We start from the raw sequence: 21,755 nt of genomic DNA on the forward strand, positions 1-21,755 counted from the left end.
ATGGGGGAAATAAAATGAAAAACGTAAAAAAAATAATTAGTATAGCTTTAATAACTATGGTCACTACATCTTTAATTGGCTGTAATATGATAGAAAAAACACCAGAAGGTGTTGCTAAAAGTGTAGTAGCAAAGGTTTTTGACACTAAAATAACAAGAGGAGAAGTGGATATAATATTAGAAGGGGTCATTCCTCAGATAGAGGAGCAGTATGGAGAAAATTATGCCAGTAATACTGAAGCTATGGATGTAATAGCAACTCAAAAGACTCAAATATTAGAAAGTCTAATTCAGGAAAAAATTATAAATTATAAAGCAAATGAGTTAAAAGTAATGCCTACTGAAGAAAAACTGAATGAAGAAATTAATAAACAATTAGAAATTATAAAAGCAGGGTATGAAACTGATGAGGCATTTCAGGAAGAGCTAAAAAATTATAACACTACAGAAGCAAAATTAAAAGAAAATATAAAGCCAAGTGTTATTTCAACTGCTTTAATTACAGAAGTTACAAAAGATGTTAAGGTAAACGAGGCAGAGGAAAAAGTATACTATGGTGCTAATCCATTTATGTATACAGAAGAACCTAATAGAGTTCAAGTAGCACATATTTTAGTTGCAACGCCTGAAGAAGCAGCAGCAATTAAGAAGCTTTTAGATGAGGGTGGGGATTTTGCAGCACTTGCAAAAGAAAAAAGTATTGATACAGCTAGTAAAGAAGCTGGTGGAGACTTAGGATTTGTGGAATACACTGAGACTCAAATTGATCAAACTTTTTTAGCAGCGGCTATTGCCACAGAAAAAGGTAAGGTTTCAGAACCTATTACAACAGATGCTGGAGTTCATTTAATAAAAGTTCTTGAAAAGGAAGAGTATGATCCAAAGAAATTTGAAGATGTTAAGGACGAAATACAAGAAACATTATTAGCACAGGGAAAAGAAAAGACTTGGAGCGATACAATGTTAAAATGGCAAGAAGAAGGCAAAATAACGAAATATGAAAAAAATCTATAGATTTTATTATAAAGAATACCTTTAAAAGAATACCTTTAATAGAAGGTATTCTTTATTTTTTTTGGTTTTTTTGAATATTAAAATTAAACATATACAAATGTGCATAAAATTTCAAGTTTAGAAAGATAATAATAGTGGAAGTGTATTATATAAGATTTTATATAAGGAGGGAATTAGTTAAATGAAAGCAACCGGTATAGTAAGACGAATAGATGATTTAGGAAGAGTTGTTATACCAAAAGAAATAAGAAGAACTCTGAGAATACGAGAAGGAGATCCTTTGGAAATATTTACTGATAGAGAAGGAGGAGTTATTTTAAAAAAATACTCGCCTATAGGTGAATTAAGTGAATTTTCTAAGGAATATGCGGATTCGTTACAACAGACTATAGGTAATGTAATAATTATATGCGATAAGGATAATATAATATCTGTAAGCGGCGGTGCTAAAAAAGAATATGTTGATAAAAAAATTAGTATGGAATTAGAAAAAATTATGGAAGATAGAAAAGCTATCATCTTTGGTGAGGGCTCAGAAAAAATTATAGCATTGTATGATGATGAAACGCAAAATAAATATAGTGCACAGGTTATTGCGCCTATAATAACTGAAGGTGATGCAATTGGAGCAGTACTAATAGTGTCTATAGAGCCAGAAGCTAAATTTGGAAATCTAGAATTAAAGTTGGCTGAAACTGCTGCATCTTTTTTAGGAAAACAAATGGAACAATAAGAATATAAGAGTAAAAAGTATATATTACTGAGCAAAGTGAAACTATTTGCAGTAATATATACTTTTATTTTTGTAATATGAGTAATAATAAGTCCTTTAATCAAGTAATTATAATCAGAGAATGTATTTACTGTATGCACTATAGGAATACAAGGAGGTTATTATGAAGAAACAATCATTGATAAAAGGGACTATTATGCTTGGGATGGCAGGATTATTTGCAAGGTTTTTAGGTTTATTTTTTAGAATTCCAATTCAGGCACTTATAAAAGATCAAGGCATGGGGTACTATCAAATGTCTTATCCACTCTATATGACATTCGTAGCAGTAGCTTCTGGTGTGCCCATAGCTATGTCCAAATTTATTGCTGAGATGAGTGCTAAAAATGATGAAGAAGGAGCCCGGCAGGTATTAAGGCAAACACTTTTTTTTATGGTTACATTAGCCTCAGCAGTTACAATGCTTATGATACTGTTTGCAAGGCCTATTATATCTATATTAAAATGGGATCCTAAATCATATTATTCATTTTTGGTTATTTCTACAGCTCCAATTTTTGTTTCTATTATGTGTACATTTAGGGGCTATTTTCAAGGGCTACAGAATGTTAGGCCTACTGCTATTTCTCAGATAGTAGAACAGATTGGAAGAGTTTTCGCTGGAGTTTTATTTGCGTATTTGTTGTATCCAATGGGAATTGAATATGCAGCTGCAGGAGCAGCCCTCGGAACTCTAGTGGGCGGAGCTATGGGAAGTATATATTTATATTTAACTTACATGAGAACTAAAAAATGGTTGCCTGTGAGAAGAGTATCAAAACGAAAGCATATTTTAGCAGAACTCGGGAAGGCGGCACTACCAATCTCTATGGGAGCGGCGGTAGGGACTATTATGTCGTTAATAGATTCAGTTTTAGTGCCACAGCAACTTCTGAAGGCTGGGTTCACACAATTACAATCCGCCGTTATGTATGGCCAGCTGACAGGAAAGGTGTTTACCTTGATGAATGTACCTTTGGCGCTTTCTGTGGCTCTATGCGCATCATTAGTACCCATAATTGCAGAAGCGTTTTATTTGGGTAGAAGAGGTGAACTCGTTAAACGGGTAGATATGGCCATCAAACTGTCCAATGTAATTTCGCTTCCATCTTTTTTAGGTATGTTTTTTATGGCTTATCCTATAATGCATTTAGTTTTCATGAAAGATGCAGCAGGATATGAAATTTTACAATATATATCTATATCAATACCATTTATAATTTTAACTCAGACAAGCACTGCAATACTCCAAAGCATAGGTAATTATATGAAGCCTGTATACAATTTAGGGATAGGCTGCATCGTAAAAATCATCATAACATATGTGTTAGTTTCCATGGCATCTGTAAATATATATGGAGCAGTTATAGGAAGCATTTTAGGATATGTTACAAGTTGCAGCTTAAACATGAACGAGTTAAAGAAAAATTTAAACTTGAAGGCCGATATTGTGGGTGCTTTTGTGAAACCAGCTTTTGCCTCTATTATAATGATAATTGCAGTTGTATTTAGCAACGCTAGTGTTTATAATTATACAATGAGCATAGGGCTGTCTTGCGTAATATCCATAATAATAGGTATTATTGTTTATATATTATTTATTTTTTTGCTAGGAATATTTGAATATGAAGAAATTAAAAAGAGATTTTGCAAGTGAAATAAAAATAAGGGAGTGAAAGCTAATGATTAAAGTAGTGGGACTTGGTCCTGGTGCAATAGAATCACTAACTATAGGAACATTAGAAGTTCTTAAAGGAGACAAAAAGATTTATCTCAGAACCCAAAAACATCCGACGGTTGATTACTTGAAATCCATAGGTATTGTGTTTGAAACCTATGATGATAGATATGAACAATATAATAATTTTGATGATGTGTATATGGCTATTGCAGAAAATCTTATTGTGGAACACAATAAATATGGGGATATTATTTATGGGGTTCCAGGTCATCCTCTTGTAGCAGAAACTTCTGTTAAACTTTTAATAAACCTTTGCCAAAAAAAAGAAATAGATATAGAAATTCTTCCTGCAGTTAGCTTTATAGATGCAGTTATTGAAAGTTTGAAATTAGATCCTATTTGCGGACTTAAAATTATAGATGCCTTTGATATAAAGGATCAGATTTTAGATAAAAGAGTAGGGGTTATAATAACGCAAGTATACAATAAATCTATAGCATCGGATGTAAAACTAGCACTCCTAGAGTATTATAAAGATGATATGGAGATTTATTTTGTTAGAGCGGCAGGGGTAAAAGGTTTAGAAAGTACAAGGAAAATTAAATTATACGAACTAGATAGACAAGAAGATGTGGATTATTTAACCTCAATTTACATACCGATAGAAATGGATGCTACAAAAGATTTTCATGATTTAACCTCGATTATAGATACATTAAGAGGCGAAAATGGATGTAAGTGGGATAGAAAGCAGACCCATGAATCTTTGAAAAAAAACCTTATTGAAGAATGTTATGAGGTTTTAGAAGCTATAGATGAGAAAGATGAAGAAAAAATTGTTGAGGAACTAGGTGATGTACTCCTACAAGTGATTTTTCATGCACAAATAGGAAAAGAACAAGGATATTTTAATATAAATGATGTTATTAAAGGAATTACTAATAAGATGATAAATAGGCATCCTCATATTTTTTTAAATAAAGAAAATTTGAATCCTGAGGATGTTTTGCTAAATTGGGAAAATATCAAGATGAAAGAAAAAGGATTTAAAAGTTATACAGATACACTAAAACATGTTCCGAAAAATTTACCGGGGCTAATGAGAGCAGATAAGGTTCAGCAAAAGGCCACAAAAGTTGGGTTTGACTTCGACTCAGTTGAAACTGCTATGGGAAAAGTGTTAGAAGAGCTGCAAGAAGTAAAAGATGTATATAAAGGGAAAAATAGGGCAAAAATAGTAGAGGAAGTGGGAGATTTAGTGTTTTCTACTGTGAATATTGCTAGATTACTTGACATTGACCCTGAATTTGCAGTAAATTATACTATAGATAAATTTATTGACCGCTTTCAGTACATAGAAGAAAATGCAAGGGATAGAAACTTAGATTTGGCCAATATGTCACTTGCAGAAATGGACACATTATGGAATGAATCTAAAGGACAGTAAATTTATTTAAAAAACAAAATCAGTCTAAAAAGAAGGAATTTCAAAATTGGTGAAGAATATGCTTTTAATAGCGTATTCAATAATAAGGAGGTAACAAAAATGAATAAATCAGAATTAATTGCAAAAATCGCAGAAAAATCTCAGTTAACTAAAAAAGATGCAGAAGCAGCGTTAAAAGGAATTATAGAAACTATCGAAGAAACATTAGAAAAAGGTGAAAAAGTTCAACTAGTTGGATTTGGAACTTTTGAAACAAGAGCAAGAGCTGCTAGAATGGGTAGAAACCCAAGAACAAAGGAAGAAATTCAAATTTCAGCATCAACAGTTCCAGTATTTAAAGCTGGTAAAGAATTTAAAGATATAGTAAATAAATAATTTTTACTATGATTTGAAAACCTGGATGTATATCTAGGTTTTTTCTTTTAAAAATTTTGTCTTAAAATAGTAAATTATATTAATAGTGGAGGCGTGAATATGAGACTGGATAAATATTTAAAAGTGTCAAGGATTATTAAGAGAAGGACCATAGCAAAAGAAGCATGCAGCGGTGGTAGAGTCTCTATAAATGATAAAGTTGCGAAGGCAGGAACTGTAGTATCCGAAGGCGACATTATTGAAATAAAGTTTGCAAATCAAACTTTAAAGGCTAAAATTATTAATATTTTGGAACATGTGACAAAAGACACTGCAAAACAAATGTATGAAATGATTTCAGGAAGAGAAGACAAGGAAGAATAAATGTTGACAAATATAATTCTTAATTAAGGTTGATAAGCATATATATTTTATAGGAATATAATGGTGTGCTATGGATTGAGAATTAAGAAATCCTTAATTCCCGATTTTTATTATTAAATTTAATGAGGAGGATATTATGGAAGTCAAGAAAGAAATCAAAATAGAAGATAAAAAAAGTAATTTGATGCTAGAAAACAGGAATAAATTAAATGTAAGTGGAATTATCGAGGTTATAAATTTCAATGAAAACCAAATTTTATTAAATACGAATGTTGGAACAATGATAATAAAAGGACAGGATTTAAAGATGAATAAATTAGATGTACAAAATGGAGATGTAGTAATAACTGGTAAAGTGGATTCTTTTGTTTATACTAGCGAAAAGAGTAAAGCTAAAAAAGATAGTATAATATCAAGATTGTTTAGGTAGAATAGTTATGATAATATCATTAATAAACCAAGTTAAACTTATAATTTTCGGGTTGCTAGCGGGAATAATAACTGGAGTATGTTTTGATATATACAGATTAATAAGAGGGTTCGAAAATTCGAATAAAGTGATGACTATAATACAGGATTTGCTATTTTGGGTATTAACTTCTATAGTTGTTTTTATATTTTTGATGTATACTAATGAAGGATATATAAATTTTTATGTGTACTTATGTTTAATATTAGGAGTATACTTATATTTGAAATGCTTAAGTTCAGTTTTTATAAAAGTGCAATTTAACCTTATTAAGTTTTATGGAAAAGTATTTAGAGTGGTATGGAATATCATTTTATACCCAGTGAATTTATTGGTTTACAAGCTGAAAATAAAAAAAAAGCATAAAATATAAAGAAATAGCTTGAAGAAATGTGAAATACAAATTAAAATAGATTAAGTAGCATAAGGAATACTCATTCCATTGAAAGGAAAAGGGTATGGAATATGAAAAAAAAATTTAGTATTAAGACTATCATATTGGTTTTTGCATTAGTATATGTTTGTTATGTTTTAATTCAGCAACAAATAACCATGGTTAGACAAAAGAAAGACATACAAAAGTATAACGTTGAATTACAAAAGAAAGTGGAAGAAAATAAATTACTACAGGATGAAGTAGAGTTATCTAAAACCGATAAATATTTAGAAAAATTGGCAAGAGAAATTTTAGGTCTTGTTAAAGAAGGTGAAACTCCTGTAATGGATAAAAAAAATTAAATACTATAATTATTATTATGCTTATTATTAAATTAATATAGAAAATAAAAAACATTATTTTTGAGGAGGAACTTTTTAATATGACCTTAATGGCTGGAAGTATTGTTGAAGGCAAAGTAGTAAATATCACCAATTTTGGTGCGTTCGTTGAAGTGGATGGTAAAACAGGATTAGTGCATATATCTGAGGTATCTGATACATTTGTTAAAAATGTAAATGATCATCTTAAAGAAAATGATATTGTAAAAGTTAAAGTGATTTCTGTGGATGATAATGGTAAAATAAGTTTATCCATAAAACAAGCTGGAGTACCTAAAAGGTCTATTAAACCAATGGAGATAGACTGGGAAAAGGAAAAAAGTAAAGGAAATGCAAGTGGTTTTGAAGATATAATGACTAAATTTTTAAAAGATAGCGAAGAAAGATTTCAAGATGTTAAAAAGCATCAAGAAGGAAAAGGTAGAGGCTATAGTAAAAAAACTTCTAGTTATTAGCAATTATGTAGGAACTAAGTATTTAGTTCCTATTTTAAAAGAAATAAAAAGTTATTGACAATGGTTTATACATCATATATAATAAAACATGTCGCTATGAAGTAGCACTAAATTTTAAAGTGAAGTAGTATGCTTGTATAATAAATATGCCAAGAATAAATATGCTGGAGTGGCGGAACTGGCAGACGCACAGGACTTAAAATCCTGCGGTGGTTAAACACCGTACCGGTTCGATTCCGGTCTTCAGCACCAAGTATCGCGGGATGGAGCAGTTGGTAGCTCGTCGGGCTCATAACCCGAAGGTCGTAGGTTCAAGTCCTACTCCCGCAACCATTATGGCGGAATAGCTCAGCTGGCTAGAGCATTCGGTTCATACCCGAAGGGTCGTAGGTTCAAGTCCTATTTCCGCTACCATAACTCATAAGCGTGCTTTTGAGTTATTTTTTATTTTTTGATGTTATTTTAAATTCTATCTACAAAATGTCGACAGTTAAATCATATAAGTATAATTTTTTTAAATATATAATATTATGAAGCGACAAGCTTCATTTTATATTTTAAAACCTACCATATAAATATGGTAGGTTTTTTTATATTATAGTATATTATAAAATATTAATGTGAAAAATATACAAAAAAATGTCTCATAAAAAATATAGGGACATCTCATCTTATGACATTTATTTCCAAAACGTATTGTTATAATAAAGTCCTAATTATTAAAGGAGGGTGATTTATAATATGCAATACGGAATTGATATATTTCCATACGAAAGACTTAGAAAGATAAAAGAAGGAGCGCAGAAGAAAAAGGCAATAAATATTAATTATATTATCAGAGGTATCATTTATTTTGCAATAAGTCTACTGGTAAGTAGGGTTCTGCTGCTTAATAATACAGCGCCATTTGGGATAGCTTTTTTAATAGCTACAATATTCCTTAATGATGATAAGATCACAATGATTGCTACCGGTGGTACCCTTATAGGGTATATAACTCTATATAATAGAATAACGATACTACCATCATATTTAATAGTAATAATCACCCTCGCTTTTTTGAGTCATAGTTTTAGAGGGATAGAGGTAAAAACTAAGGCTTTAATATACATGTTTGGCATAATTACATTTGAATTATTTATCTATAATTTTTTTATTCTAAGGGTAAGTGGTTTAATGGCTTTTTTAAACTCATTATTTTTAGTTTTATGTATCTTTCCTTTATATTTTATTCTAGATTATAGCCTTTTATGCTATAAAGAGATTAAAACAAAACATATATTTTCAAATGAAGAAATAATAAGTATGTCTATAATAAGTGCTTTAATAATAGCAGGTACTTGGGGACTCAGTATTTATAGTGTATCAATTACGAATATTTTAGGACTAGCTTTTGTTATAATAATAGCCTATATTAACGGGAGTGGAGCAGGTGCCGCATCGGGAGTTGCTATGGGGATTGTTGTAGGAATGTCTTCTGAAAATATGATATTATATATAGGAATGTATGGTGTTTGTGGTTTAATAACAGGTATATTTAAAGAGACAGGAAAGTGGCTAAGTGTAACAGCTTATTTAGTATCTTTTTCAATAGTAAAAATATACAGTATTACAGCATCGGAGTTTATGATATTTGAGGCTCTTGCAGCGGCGGTGATATTTCTTTTGGTACCGGCAAAAGTTTACGCGCAGTTATCTATAGAATTCAATTCGGATAAAAAAAGGCAAAGTATTGAAAATGGATATATAAATAAAATAAAAGATATATTTGTAGGAAGGTTAAGTAATTTTTCAGATGTATTATCTAACATGTCAGATATATTAAATAATTTAGTGGATAATGAAAAACTTGCAATGAAGGGTAAAAGTAGCGCGTTAGTTGAGACACTTGCAGACAGAGTGTGTAGTAGTTGTAATATGAACTCTATGTGTTGGAAAAGAGAGTTACATTATACGTATGCAGCATTTGAAGAATTGATTCAAAATTTTGAAATGAAGACTGATAGCGTACCAAAAGAAATAGAAAGAAAATGCATAAAGAGAACGGCGCTTCTAAAAAATGCAGAGGACATTGTTAATAGGCATATTATAAGTGAAATGTGGAGAACACGACTTAGTGAAGGTAGAGAGCTTTTAGCAAATCAGATTAATAATATGGCGGGTTCAGTTTCTGAAATTGTGGAAGATTTTAATTCGGAGATTCAAATAGATACTTCTATGGAGAAAGTTATATGTAGAGCCTTAGATAAAAATAGGATTCCGTACAATGACCTTATGTGTTTAAATGACAAGATGGGAAGACTAAGCATTAAATTTTCACTTAACGCTTGCAGTGGAAGGCAAATGTGCGTGAAAGATTTATTACCAATTGTTACTAGCGCCACAGGAAAAATTATGTGTGTTAGTGATGAAGGATGTAGTATAGATCCAAAGACTAATATGTGCAAGGTAACTATTGAAGAAACGCCTAAGTTTCATGTTGTTTCACATGTGGCTAGCAAATGCAAGGACGGCGAGAGGATAAGTGGAGATAGCTACAGCTTTGGGAAGTTACCTGACGGAAGCTATATGTCAATTATTAGTGATGGCATGGGATCCGGGCCTGAGGCAGGGAGGGAAAGCGAGGCTGCTGTGGAACTAATAGAAAAGTTTACATCAGCAGGTTTTAGTAAAATTACAGCTATTAATACTGTAAACTCAATAATGACATTAAGGTTTTCAGAACAGGAAAAATTTTCAACCGTAGATTTAAACAGCATAGATTTATATACTGGGGAAATTGATTTCATGAAAGTAGGCGCAGTAGCGACGTTTTTGAAATCTGGTGAAAGGTTAGAAATTATAAAATCAAAATCCCTCCCTATTGGTGTTTTAGATAAAGCAGATATAGACATCCAACAAAAGAAATTAAAAAATGGGGACATTATAGTTATGCTTAGTGATGGTGTTTTAGACTATAATGATGAAAATGTAGGGCGGATAGATTGGCTTGTTGATTATTTAGGTAAAAATAGTTGTAATAATCCTAAGGATTTAGCTGATGGATTACTAGGTGAGGCAAAAAAATTAAGTGGAAATAGGGTAAAAGACGATATGACAGTTCTTGTTTCAAAGATATACAGTTTATATTAAAAGTGAAATTAAAATTCACAAGGCATATATAATGTGGAAAGAGTTAAAAATGAAGAAAAGAGTGCGTAAATTAATTTTCTTCATTTTTTATTTTTAGAGTAATGTCAAAAAAAACGTAAAATATATATTATTATATGATATAGTAATATGGTATTAAAAATATGTAAACTTATAAAAACAAGTAAATTCTATAAAAAATAAGTTTGGGAAGTGAAAGTTTTGTCAGAAAAAGTTATGGAGTATATAAAAGAACATTCAATGTTTGATAAGGGTGATAAGGTAATAGTTGCATTTTCAGGTGGACCTGACTCCACATGCCTTCTCTATATTTTAAATGAACATAAGGACGAACTAGGGATTACACTCTTTGGTGCGCATCTAAACCATTGTCTACGAGGAATTGAATCGGATAAGGACGAGGAATATGCGAAAAAGACTTGTGAAAACTTAAATATAGATTTTTATAGCAGAAAAATTGATGTGAATATAATAGCCCAGCAGAATAATTTATCTTGTGAAATGGCAGGCAGAAAAGCTAGATATGATTTCTTTGAGGAACTAATTATTGAATTAAACGCCAGTAAAATCGCCCTGGCACATAATGCTAATGATCAATCTGAAACTATTTTAATGAGGATAATGAGAGGAACCGGTATGGAAGGACTTATAGGTATAAGACCTGTTCGTGATAAAATATATGTAAGACCTGTGCTTAATCTTAGTAGACGTGAAATAGAAAAATATTGTGAGAAAAATAGCATAAATCCAAGAATAGATAAATCTAATTTAGAAACTATATATGCCAGAAATAAGGTTAGATTAGATTTAATTCCATATATGGAGGAAAACTTTAATAAAGATATAATTAAAACCTTAAACAGATTATCGGATATCGTTAAAGTAGATAATGATTATTTAGAAGCTGTTTCAACAAAACAATTTAAAAAACATTGTGAAATTGGGGAACAAAGGGTTATAATACATAGTAGTGCTTTTGAAGAACATGAGGCAATTGTAAGTAGGATTGTAAGAAGTGCAATTTTTGAGGTTTGCCATAATTTGAATAATATAGAAAAAATTCATATATCTAATATTATAGAACTTCAAAAACTTGAGACCGGGAAAGCCACAATGCTACCTCAGAATATAATAGTGGAAAACTGTTATGGGAATATACATATACATATTAAAGAGAAGAATTATAATAATACTAATTTAGCTATTAATAATGAGTATGCTTTAAATGTTAATATGAAAAATTCAATCCATTCTTTAAACAAAGTAGTTTCAATCAATACTATGTCCAAATTGGATTTTAATGAAGTTAAAACTAATGATTATATTAAATATTTTGATTATGATAAGATCCAGAAACCGTTAATATTTAGGTATAGAAAAGATGGCGATAAATTCATGCCACTTGGCATGACGGGTAATAAAAAATTAAAAGATTTGCTGATGGATTTAAAAATACCTAAAGCAGAGAGAAATAAAATACCATTAATATGTTCTGGAGATGATATAGTTTGGGTAGTAGGGCATCGGGTTAGTGAAAAATTTAAGATTTCAAAGGATACTAAAAATATACTCCAGATTAGAATCGAAAGTGAGGAATAATTATGAATAATGATATAAAAGAGGTATTGTACAACGAAGATCAGTTAAGGGATAAAGTCAGACAAATGGGTGCAAAAATAAGTAATGATTATTCTGGTAAAGAGCTTATACTTATTGGCGTTCTAAAAGGATCCGTTGTATTTATGGCAGATTTAATAAGGCAAATTACAATTCCATGTAAAATGGATTTTATGGCGGTTTCAAGCTATGGGAATTCCACAGAGACTTCAGGGGTTGTAAAAATTTTAAAGGACTTAGACTATGATATTCAAGGAAAAGATGTATTAATAGTAGAAGATATTATAGACTCTGGAGTTACACTTAAATATCTAAGGAAGTATTTATTGGCACGAAAGCCATCTAGTCTAGAAATTATATGCATGCTTAATAAGCCAGACAGACGAACAGTGGATATAGATGTTAAATATTTAGGATATAATGTACCAGATTATTTCCTTGTAGGGTTTGGTCTTGATTTTGCTCAGAAATATAGAAACTTGCCATATGTGGGAATACTTAAAGAAGAAATTTATAAGTAAATGTGTATAAAACACATATTAACTAATAATTAATATATATGGTATTGTCAAGTGATTTTTAATGTGATAAAATTCTAAAGTAACTATAAAGAAAGGGGGGTTTTCAATGAAAAAAATTTCCAGTGCATCGGTATGGATTGTAGTGCTTGTACTTGTTATTTTGGCAGCATTAGCCTTTAATGGATCTAATGAGAATGTTAGTAGCATTAGTGTTGATGAATTCCAAGAACATTGGGTTAAGAAAGAAATTAAAACCGTTCAGGTAAAAGAAGATAAAACTGTAGAGGGACAATTAAATGACGGAACCCAATACGAAACTGTCGTTCCATTAGAGAGATTATTACAAGTAATGGAGAAATACCCTAATGAAAAGGTTACAGAAACATATATAAAGCCGGCTACTATGCCTATGTGGTTACAAATAGTACCTACACTTCTTATAATTTTAATGCTAGTTGCTTTTTGGTTTATGTATATGCAACAAGCGCAAGGTGGCGGTGGTGGCGGTAATAGAGGCGTAATGAATTTTGGAAAAAGTAAAGCAAAGATTGCATCGCCAGATAAAAAGAAAGTCACATTTGATGATGTAGCAGGTGAAGATGAAGAAAAGGAAGAACTTGCAGAAGTTGTGGATTTCTTAAAGCAACCTAAAAGATATCTAGAAGCAGGTGCAAGAATTCCTAAAGGTATTCTTCTTGTAGGACCACCAGGTACTGGTAAGACATTACTTGCTAGAGCTGTGTCAGGCGAAGCAGGAGTGCCGTTTTATAGTATATCAGGTTCTGAATTTGTAGAGATGTTTGTAGGTGTTGGAGCTTCGAGAGTAAGAGATTTATTTGAACAAGCGAAGAAAAGTGCCCCTTGTATAATATTTATAGATGAAATTGATGCAGTAGGTAGACAAAGAGGAGCGGGCCTTGGCGGTGGACATGATGAAAGAGAACAAACTCTGAATCAGCTATTAGTTGAAATGGACGGATTTGGTGTAAATGAAGGTATAATCATGATAGCTGCCACAAATAGGCCGGACATACTGGATCCTGCTCTTTTAAGACCAGGTAGGTTTGATAGACATATATTGGTAGGCGCACCTGATGTTAAAGGAAGAGAAGAAATTCTAATGGTTCATTCCAAAGGTAAACATTTAGCAGATGAAGTAAGTCTTCAAGTATTAGCTAAACGGACACCGGGATTTACAGGCGCAGATTTGGAAAATTTAATGAACGAAGCTGCATTACTTACTGTAAGAAATAATAGAAATGTTATAGGAATGAAAGAGCTAGATGAAGCTGTAACTAGGGTTATTGCTGGACCGGAAAAGAAGAGCAAGGTTATCAGCGAAAAAGATAGAAAATTAACTGCATATCATGAGGCGGGGCATGCGGTAGTTATGAAATATTCCCCACTCTCAGATCCAATTCATCAAATAAGCATTATACCAAGAGGTATGGCAGGTGGATACACAATGCATCTACCAGAAGAAGATACTGCCTATACTTCGAAACTAAAACTTAAAGATGAAATGGTTGGACTTTTAGGTGGAAGAGTTTCAGAAAAATTAATACTTCAAGATATCAGTACAGGTGCTAAGAACGATATTGATAGAGCATCGGCTATTGCAAGGAAAATGGTTATGGAATATGGTATGAGCGATGTTCTTGGACCAATATCTTTTGGAAATGATCATAATGAAGTATTCCTTGGAAGAGATTTAGGTAAAAGTAGAAACTTTAGTGAGCAGATAGCTTACAAAATAGATGACGAAGTGAAGTCCCTTATTGATGAAGCTTACGCAAAAGCTGAAAAAATACTTACTGAAAATATAAATAAACTTCATGCAGTAGCTCAAGAACTCCTTATAAAAGAGAAACTTGAAGGTGTAGACTTTGAGGAAATAATTGCTAGAACAGATACAGATGGCATTGATTTAACAAAGGCTTAAAAAGATTAAAAAACATACAGTAAATTAATAACGGGTTCTGTTTTGAGGTGCAAACAGAGCTAATACTAATAAATTCACAAGCATTAAAGACTATGTTTTCACATAGCCTTTTTTTGTTGATACTATTAAGTTAAATAACACTTTACAGTAATTTTTACAAAGAAATAACAAGCATTTTCACATTAATAATAACAGTGTTAATAAATTTATTAACACTGTGAATCTTGATGTTATTTTATATGTGAATTTTAATGTTATTTTGGATTAAAAATCTAAATAATTGGCTATAATTGTAGATATATCAATGATTATATGGTATGCTTTTCGTAAATTATAATTTACACTTTTCATTATACACTATATTGTTATTAAGTAAACATTATTGTTTAAGGGAGGATATATATAATATGAAACCCATAAAACCTAAATACGTAGATACTATTAAAGCCGATTGGAAAATTTCTAAAAGAAGTAAGCAAATAATTAATCAATACTCTAAATATACAAAATATGATGAAGATGAAATTATAGATAGACTTATAACGGATATACTTGTAGATAATGATTTTATAGAATGGCTTAAAACCAGGCGGTATCAGAAAAAAATTCAAGGTGTTATATTTGAGGATGATGAAACTGGGAATGAAGATATAACAGAGATTAAAGAAGGAGATGTTCCTTTTGAAGACTTTTAAGAGATTGGCGAATTTTAAGGATTTAAATATAAAATGCTATGGCCCATTTTCAGATGAATTTATTGAACAACGGAATAAAGAATATTATGAGGATTCAAATGTTGCTTTTCAGAAAAATTACAGGAATTTTTTATATACACCCGCTATGATAGAAATTGAAGGTGAAATTTTTGATGTACAGTTGAATTTTTGTAATAACACCTTCTGTAAGTGGTATGGTTTACCTCAAATGATGTACGATAATATAAAATTTAAACCTTTAAGATATACCTTACAACAAACTGAGAGGAGTGGAAAAATAAATTCAGAACCAAAACCAAGAATAAGATGTAATCCAATCTCTGATAATAGAGTTTTTGGTGAATCTCTTGGAAATTCTACTGATACTATATCAAATTGGTCTGTTGCAGAAGAAATAAAAAGATTAACCACTATAAATTCCGTAGTTCCATTAAAGCCAGATTACATATTTCATAAATCAGGTTGTAGCAGTCTTGATAAAACACCGTCTAATGATGAAAAATCATTTTATAAAAGAGGGAAAAGTAGTACAAATTCACAAAAGTATCAGTGCAAAGAGTGTAAAAAGATAACAAATGTCTTGCCAGGTCAGGAGCAAAGTTTTAATTATCATCAACAACGAAATGATATATTAATTCAGTTTACAAAAGACATACTAAGCCGAACCCCTGTAAAAAGGATAATTGAGAAGCTTGAAATTGGTTCAGCCACTTATTATAATAAACTTGAATGGGTTTATCGTAAGTGTTTGGAGTTTAATGAGCGATATGAAACTAAAGCATTAAATATTTTAGATATTGATGAAATATGGCTTAATACTGATATGATGATTTACAATTTAAATAACATACGATTAAAGGGCAAAGCCAAAAAGAAGGATAAATTTATTACGGAGAAAGATAAGAAGCTACAAACTTACCTATTATCAAGTGCTGATTTAAAATCTGGTTATGTATTTAGAACTGATATAGCTTTTGACTATGAGGTAAGATTGGACGATATTGAAAAAGATACTGAAACTTTTCATTGTGACCATTCCTATCCCTTTCTAAGAAAAAATGATAGGTTGAAATACCCATATTGCCCACAACCACCTACAAAAAATGATGACCAATCTATAAATGATTATGAAAATGATTTATACCAGTTTAATAAGCGTAAGGACTATGTAGAAGGTTGCCACGTTAAATCGCAGTATACAGCTATGGCACATTATTTCCTTCTACAGAGAGCTATAAAAGCTAAGAAATGGTATTTTATATCTGATGATGATAGCACTTTACAACATTGTATTTTTAAAGTTTTTAGCAAAAGTTTTAAAGATGGTTATTCTTTCTATTTTACATGTCAATCAGAAAAGACATTTACATTAGGTGAAGCAGGAAGAGAAGCTTTTATGAGCAGAAAAGATTTAGGAGATTGGGGAAAAGCCAATGGTATGAGGTCAAGAACACTTTATGAAGTTGGAAAGCAGAAAGTGTTGAGCGAGTTACAAACTCATAAATTTTATGATTTTAAATCAATAAATGGCATTAATTACCCCATTAGAGGTTATAACCCGATTAAACACCCTCTCCCAGATATAGATGAAGGTATCAGATGGGTAAACTTTATAAGCTATGTTCCGCATATAAATGATACTGAATTAGCTGACCTTATTATGCAAGTAAATAGTAGAGCTATCAACAATTTCTTTCAGCAAGTACGAAGAAGAATTTCCATATTGGAACGACCACTTTCAACTGCAAGGGGAGATGGGAAAAGCTATATATATGCTAACTATAATCCTAAGTATGCACATCAAATGTTAGTAATCTTTCGCACCTTCTATAATTTTTGTTTTGAAACAAAGTCTAATGGCGAACGTTCAACCCCTGCTCAAAGATTAGGATTGACAGAGAAAGTATTTAATTATAAGGATATTGTTTATTTTAGATAATTTTACCAATTAAGCCATCTAAACATCTATGGAATACATAAATTATATTAATAGACATTTTAACTCTTAACCAAAATTCAAATAAAATAATAAATTAGTAATAATAAAAGGAACTACATTGCAAAGAAACTGCAATGTAGTTCCTTTTATTATTTTACTATCAATTAGTCTAAGACAGGCTAACCCTCAACTATAGTAGTTAGAACCTTCCCTAAAATGTACAATACAAAAACAGGATTCGGGGAGGAACTAATTTATGATGAATACAGAAAGTACAAACATTACAAAAGTACATAGAGAGCATTTATTATCAATAATCAATAGCCTAAAGGAAGATACAAATTTAAATATTTTAAATGAAGATGAAAAAATGAATAAAATTAATCAGCTTGTTGAATTAGAGTTAGCTATAAATGACATCAAATATAAGCTTAATTTCGAGAAACATACTGAGAGGGTTGATATAGAGCTTGAAACTAAAATTCCAGTATTTATTGAAGATAAATCAAGAGAGATTGTAAAAGATAATGATAAGCCATTTAACTTCCTTTTAGAAGGAGACAATTTCCATAGTTTGAAATTGTTAGAGAAAACTCACCTGGGTAAAATTGATATTATATATATAGACCCTCCATACAATACTTTAAATAAAGATTTTGTATATGGCGATAAAATGATGGATGAAAAAGATGGTTTTAAACATTCCAAATGGTTAAGCTTTATGTCAGAAAGATTAGAAGTTGCAAAGGAATTACTAAGGGATGAAGGCGTTATATTTATAAGTATAGATGACAATGAAATTGCTCAATTAAAATTGATTTGTGATGAAATTTTAGGTGAGAAAAATTTTATTACAATGTTTATACGAAAAACCAAAACAAAAGCTAATGACGCTAAACATATTGCAATTGTTCACGAATATTTATTAGTTTATGGAAAAGATAAGTCAAAAATAAATTTAAATGGCAAAGCGAAAGATTTAACTAAATATACTAATCCTGATAATGACGTTCATGGTGCTTGGAAAAACACAGACCCAACAGCAAAAAAAGGATTTTATAGCTTTACTATAGTTAATCCATTTACAAACGAAGAGTATCACCCATCAACGGGTCGTTTCTGGGCATTTCCAGAATACAGGGTAAAAGAATGGGTTGATAAAGGGAAGATAGTTTTTCCTAAAGTAAAAGGTAAAAGGTTTATTTTTAAAACATACTTGAATGAATTAAAATCAACTGAACAGCCTTATACATCATTAGATTTTTCAGAAGATTCTTCTTTTATAAATGGAGGGGCAACAAAAGAGTTAAAGGACTTGTTTAACATTGATGTGTTTTCATATCCTAAACCAGTAAATTATATTAAAGAACTATTAAAATTAGTAAATAACCCTCATGGTATTGTATTAGACTTCTTCGCAGGAAGTGGTACAACTGGTCATGCTGTATTGGAACTCAATAAAGAAGATGGGGGAAATCGTCAGTTCATTCTCTGTACAAATAATGAGAATAATATATGTGAAGAAGTAACTTACCAAAGGCTTAAAAAAGTTATAGAAGGATATACAGCCTCAAAAGGAAAAGAAATAGAGGGTATTCCTGCGAATTTAAAATACTATAAGACTGACTTTGTTGAAAAATTTTCAGATGATGTTGATTATGATGTTGTGGATGAACTCTCTGAGTATATAGAATCACTTGTTCAGCTTGAAAATGCAGTAGACATCTCAAATGAAACTATAAGAATTATTTTTGATGATGAAGACGCTGACAAGCTTGAAAATGATATTAAGTCAGGAAAAAAGATTAGGAAAATCTATATAGATTCAGACGTGCTATTAACAACTAAGCAAAAATATTTAATTGAAAGTAATAATATTGACCTTAATATTATACCAACTTACTACTTTAGGAAGGAGATAATATGTTAAAACTAAAAGAATTTCAAAGTGAATGTGTTAAAGAGTTAAAAAATAGAACTCTATATAAACCACAAAATAAAATAATTATTAAATCACCGACAGGTAGCGGGAAAACTATTATTCTTACTAAATACATGGATGAATTTTTAGATGAAACTAAAGAAGATATATGTTTCATATGGTTAACTCCTGGTGCGGGTAATTTAGAAACTCAGAGTAAAGAAAAGTTTGACGAAAATATAAAAGGTAGAAAAACTAAGGTTTTACAAGACATTTTAACCTCTGGTTTTGAAAAAAACAATATATGTTTTATAAATTGGGAGCAAGTAACAAAGAAGGATAATAAAGCTCTAAGAGAAACAGAGGTAAAAAACCTTTTTACAAGAATACTTGAAGCTAAATTAAAAAACATTAAATTCATTCTAATTGTTGATGAATGTCATAAAAATATAACACCAAAAGCAATAGAATTAATGGATAAATTCGAGTGTATGAGTAAGATAATGGTATCTGCTACGGTTAGTAAAGCTGATATAGTAATACCAGAGGCAGATGTAATTGCTTCTGAACTTATTACGAGAGCTATTTACATAAATGAAGGAGTTAGTAATGATATAACCGTAAAAGATGAATATGAGTATCTTATTGAAAAATCTATAAATAAGCAAATTGAGATAAGAAACGAATATAAAAAGTTAAATAAAAATATTAATCCATTAATTATTATTCAATACCCTAATGCTTCAAATGACTTAATTGATAGAGTAGATAAATACCTTGAATCTAAAGGTTATAACTATAACAATAAAACGGTTAGTAAATGGCTATCTGAGGCTAAAGATAAAATTAATATAGATAGCATTACAAAATTAGATGACTCTGTAATATTTTTGCACATGAAACAAGCTATATCAACTGGATGGGATTGTACCAGAGCTAAAGTGCTTGTTAAACTTCGTGAAAATATGAAAGATGATTTTGAGATACAGACTATTGGAAGAATTAGACGTATGCCTGAACAAAAACACTATAATAATGAAACTTTAGACAACTGCTATCTTTATACCTTTGATGAAGATTATAAGAATGAAGTATTAAAGAACTTTGAGTCAAATGAGATAAGATTGGTATATATAAAAGATGAATACAAAGAAATTAATGTAGGACTTTTAAAGGAACTAAAAAGTGAGGATAAAGATGGCTTGGGAGAAAGAGAAATTGCTAAACTAATAACTAAATACTACAAGCAAAAATATAGTTTAGATTCCAATAGAGATAAGAATATAACATTATTAGAGATTAACGGATATTCTTTTGATAAAGATATAAAAATATCTATGGGGTCAGGAAAAGTATCAACAACAGAAGCTATTGAAAGTATAGATAAAGTAACTATTAAAAAAGAGGTCGATTTACAAGATACTAAACTTCAAAACGCTATTTGGATTATATCTCAAAAGGTAAGCCTTGATTATAGTATAACCCATAGCATTTTAAAAAGATTATTCCTTGGTAAAAACTACAAGAAAAAGAAAATAAAAAATGGTATGTTTTTAAAATTGAACTCCCATGAATTTTATGCTTATGTGGTTAATAATAGAGGGTTGATTAAATATGATTTTTTAGAAGCTATAAGTCAGAAGAAATCTCAAAAGGAATTAACTAAAATAAAAGGTATTAAAACTATTCCATTTTCAATACCCGAGAGAGATATTGTTAAATATGACCCAAGTAAAGACTCTTATATTGTTAAATCAAATGTCTATAAAGACTACACATCGGATATAATCCGTTCAAAGCCTGAAAAAAGATTTGAAAAATATTGTGAAGGGTCTTCTAATATAGAATGGCTATATAAAAATGGAGAAAAATCACAGGCATATTTATCTATTATTTATGTTGATAGTAGAGAGAAACAATGGGGGTTCTATCCTGATTATGTAATAAAGGAAAACGGTCAGATTTGGATTATTGAAGTAAAAGGTGGGGCAACTGCTGATGGTACATCTAAAAATATTGATAAACTTAAATCAGAAAACAAATTTGAAGCATTGAAGAGATATGTTGAAGAACATAACATTAATCCCCAAAACGCAAATAACCAAATTAAATGGGCATTTGTAAGAGATAACGAAACTGTTGATGATGTAGGAGATATGACCCATGAATTACTTTATAGTAATACAGATTGGGTAGAAGATATTTCTAATATTGCTTGGAAAAAATTAAAAGATATTCTTTAGTAAAAGGCGGGATAATTTTATCTCGCTTTTTTTAATGTTATTCTCAATTTATTAAGAAATAATAGAAAACACCTTATGCGTTTTGCATGAGGTGTTTTCTATTGATAAAACCAATGTGATTTAAGGTTAATATATTAACTTTCACTATTAAATAGATACTGTTATTATTAGCACAATTTTAGCTTTTGCACCTCAAAACAGAACCCGTTAGTAAATTAACTGTATGTTTTTTTAAATATAATCAAATATTCTGAAATTTCCACTGCAATTTTACCTGAATATCTGATATAATGGAAATAATTAAGGTTATAGAGTAGTACACTAAATAACCAAAATAGAAGTAGTCTAATTAAT

Annotated in this window: 18 protein-coding genes and 3 tRNA genes; all 21 read left to right on the forward strand. The window is 30.4% G+C overall.

Translation table 11 applies throughout. The annotated features are described in order from the left end of the window. The first annotated feature begins 14 nt into the window (after positions 1–14). Positions 15–1,013, forward strand: a complete 999-nt coding sequence (locus tag JJD95_RS00805) for a peptidylprolyl isomerase (RefSeq protein WP_291639378.1) — start codon at positions 15–17, stop codon at positions 1,011–1,013. A gap of 181 nt (positions 1,014–1,194) precedes the next feature. Beyond that, entirely contained in the window at positions 1,195–1,746 is a 552-nt protein-coding gene (gene spoVT, locus JJD95_RS00810; RefSeq protein ID WP_291639380.1) for a stage V sporulation protein T, read from the forward strand. Between the two features lie 163 nt (positions 1,747–1,909). Beyond that, positions 1,910–3,442 carry a polysaccharide biosynthesis protein gene (locus JJD95_RS00815; RefSeq protein ID WP_291639382.1) on the forward strand — a complete coding sequence of 511 codons (1,533 nt, stop codon included), beginning with the start codon at positions 1,910–1,912 and terminating at the stop codon, positions 3,440–3,442. 25 nt (positions 3,443–3,467) lie between these two features. Then, positions 3,468–4,913, forward strand: coding sequence for a nucleoside triphosphate pyrophosphohydrolase (mazG, locus tag JJD95_RS00820; RefSeq protein WP_291639384.1), 1,446 nt, complete (start codon positions 3,468–3,470; stop codon positions 4,911–4,913). Between the two features lie 45 nt (positions 4,914–4,958). After that, positions 4,959–5,288 (forward strand): HU family DNA-binding protein, encoded by a 330-nt coding sequence (locus JJD95_RS00825; protein ID WP_291639418.1) that lies wholly within the window; start codon positions 4,959–4,961, stop codon positions 5,286–5,288. Between the two features lie 99 nt (positions 5,289–5,387). Then, positions 5,388–5,651, forward strand: a complete 264-nt coding sequence (locus JJD95_RS00830; protein ID WP_291639385.1) for an RNA-binding S4 domain-containing protein — start codon at positions 5,388–5,390, stop codon at positions 5,649–5,651. A gap of 136 nt (positions 5,652–5,787) precedes the next feature. Then, a complete protein-coding gene (gene yabP, locus JJD95_RS00835) occupies positions 5,788–6,081 on the forward strand; it encodes a sporulation protein YabP (RefSeq protein WP_291639387.1) in 294 nt (97 codons plus the stop codon). Positions 6,082–6,088: 7 nt separating this feature from the next. Then, positions 6,089–6,493, forward strand: coding sequence for a spore cortex biosynthesis protein YabQ (gene yabQ / locus JJD95_RS00840; RefSeq protein ID WP_291639389.1), 405 nt, complete (start codon positions 6,089–6,091; stop codon positions 6,491–6,493). A gap of 92 nt (positions 6,494–6,585) precedes the next feature. After that, positions 6,586–6,858, forward strand: a complete 273-nt coding sequence (locus JJD95_RS00845) for a septum formation initiator family protein (protein ID WP_291639391.1) — start codon at positions 6,586–6,588, stop codon at positions 6,856–6,858. Between the two features lie 80 nt (positions 6,859–6,938). Next, positions 6,939–7,352, forward strand: coding sequence for a S1 domain-containing RNA-binding protein (locus JJD95_RS00850; RefSeq protein WP_291639394.1), 414 nt, complete (start codon positions 6,939–6,941; stop codon positions 7,350–7,352). A 163-nt stretch (positions 7,353–7,515) separates the two neighbouring features. After that, positions 7,516–7,604 (forward strand) — tRNA-Leu (locus tag JJD95_RS00855). Positions 7,605–7,609: 5 nt separating this feature from the next. After that, a tRNA-Met gene (locus JJD95_RS00860) sits at positions 7,610–7,685 on the forward strand. 4 nt (positions 7,686–7,689) lie between these two features. Then, positions 7,690–7,766 (forward strand) — tRNA-Met (locus JJD95_RS00865). A 327-nt stretch (positions 7,767–8,093) separates the two neighbouring features. Then, on the forward strand, positions 8,094–10,484 hold the full coding sequence (gene spoIIE / locus JJD95_RS00870; RefSeq protein WP_291639396.1) for a stage II sporulation protein E: 2,391 nt from the start codon (positions 8,094–8,096) through the stop codon (positions 10,482–10,484). A gap of 210 nt (positions 10,485–10,694) precedes the next feature. Further along, positions 10,695–12,101: a tRNA lysidine(34) synthetase TilS gene (tilS, locus tag JJD95_RS00875; protein ID WP_367114763.1), complete on the forward strand. Its 1,407-nt coding sequence runs from the start codon at positions 10,695–10,697 to the stop codon at positions 12,099–12,101. A gap of 2 nt (positions 12,102–12,103) precedes the next feature. Beyond that, positions 12,104–12,640, forward strand: coding sequence for a hypoxanthine phosphoribosyltransferase (hpt, locus tag JJD95_RS00880; protein ID WP_291639400.1), 537 nt, complete (start codon positions 12,104–12,106; stop codon positions 12,638–12,640). A gap of 106 nt (positions 12,641–12,746) precedes the next feature. Then, entirely contained in the window at positions 12,747–14,582 is a 1,836-nt protein-coding gene (gene ftsH, locus JJD95_RS00885) for an ATP-dependent zinc metalloprotease FtsH (protein WP_291639402.1), read from the forward strand. A gap of 407 nt (positions 14,583–14,989) precedes the next feature. Then, positions 14,990–15,277 carry a hypothetical protein gene (locus JJD95_RS00890; RefSeq protein WP_291639403.1) on the forward strand — a complete coding sequence of 96 codons (288 nt, stop codon included), beginning with the start codon at positions 14,990–14,992 and terminating at the stop codon, positions 15,275–15,277. Continuing rightward, positions 15,264–17,237: an insertion element protein gene (locus JJD95_RS00895; RefSeq protein ID WP_291639404.1), complete on the forward strand. Its 1,974-nt coding sequence runs from the start codon at positions 15,264–15,266 to the stop codon at positions 17,235–17,237. The genes JJD95_RS00890 and JJD95_RS00895 overlap by 14 nt, the downstream gene beginning before the upstream one ends. Before the next feature lie 256 nt (positions 17,238–17,493). Continuing rightward, complete coding sequence (locus JJD95_RS00900; protein WP_291639405.1) at positions 17,494–19,167, forward strand: site-specific DNA-methyltransferase; 1,674 nt, start codon at positions 17,494–17,496, stop codon at positions 19,165–19,167. Beyond that, positions 19,161–21,401 carry a DEAD/DEAH box helicase family protein gene (locus JJD95_RS00905; protein ID WP_291639406.1) on the forward strand — a complete coding sequence of 747 codons (2,241 nt, stop codon included), beginning with the start codon at positions 19,161–19,163 and terminating at the stop codon, positions 21,399–21,401. The genes JJD95_RS00900 and JJD95_RS00905 overlap by 7 nt, the downstream gene beginning before the upstream one ends. Positions 21,402–21,755: the final 354 nt, after the last annotated feature.

Origin of the sequence: Clostridium sp., from assembly GCF_016650035.1 — a bacterium.
Taxonomy (GTDB): domain Bacteria; phylum Bacillota; class Clostridia; order Clostridiales; family Clostridiaceae; genus Clostridium_AD.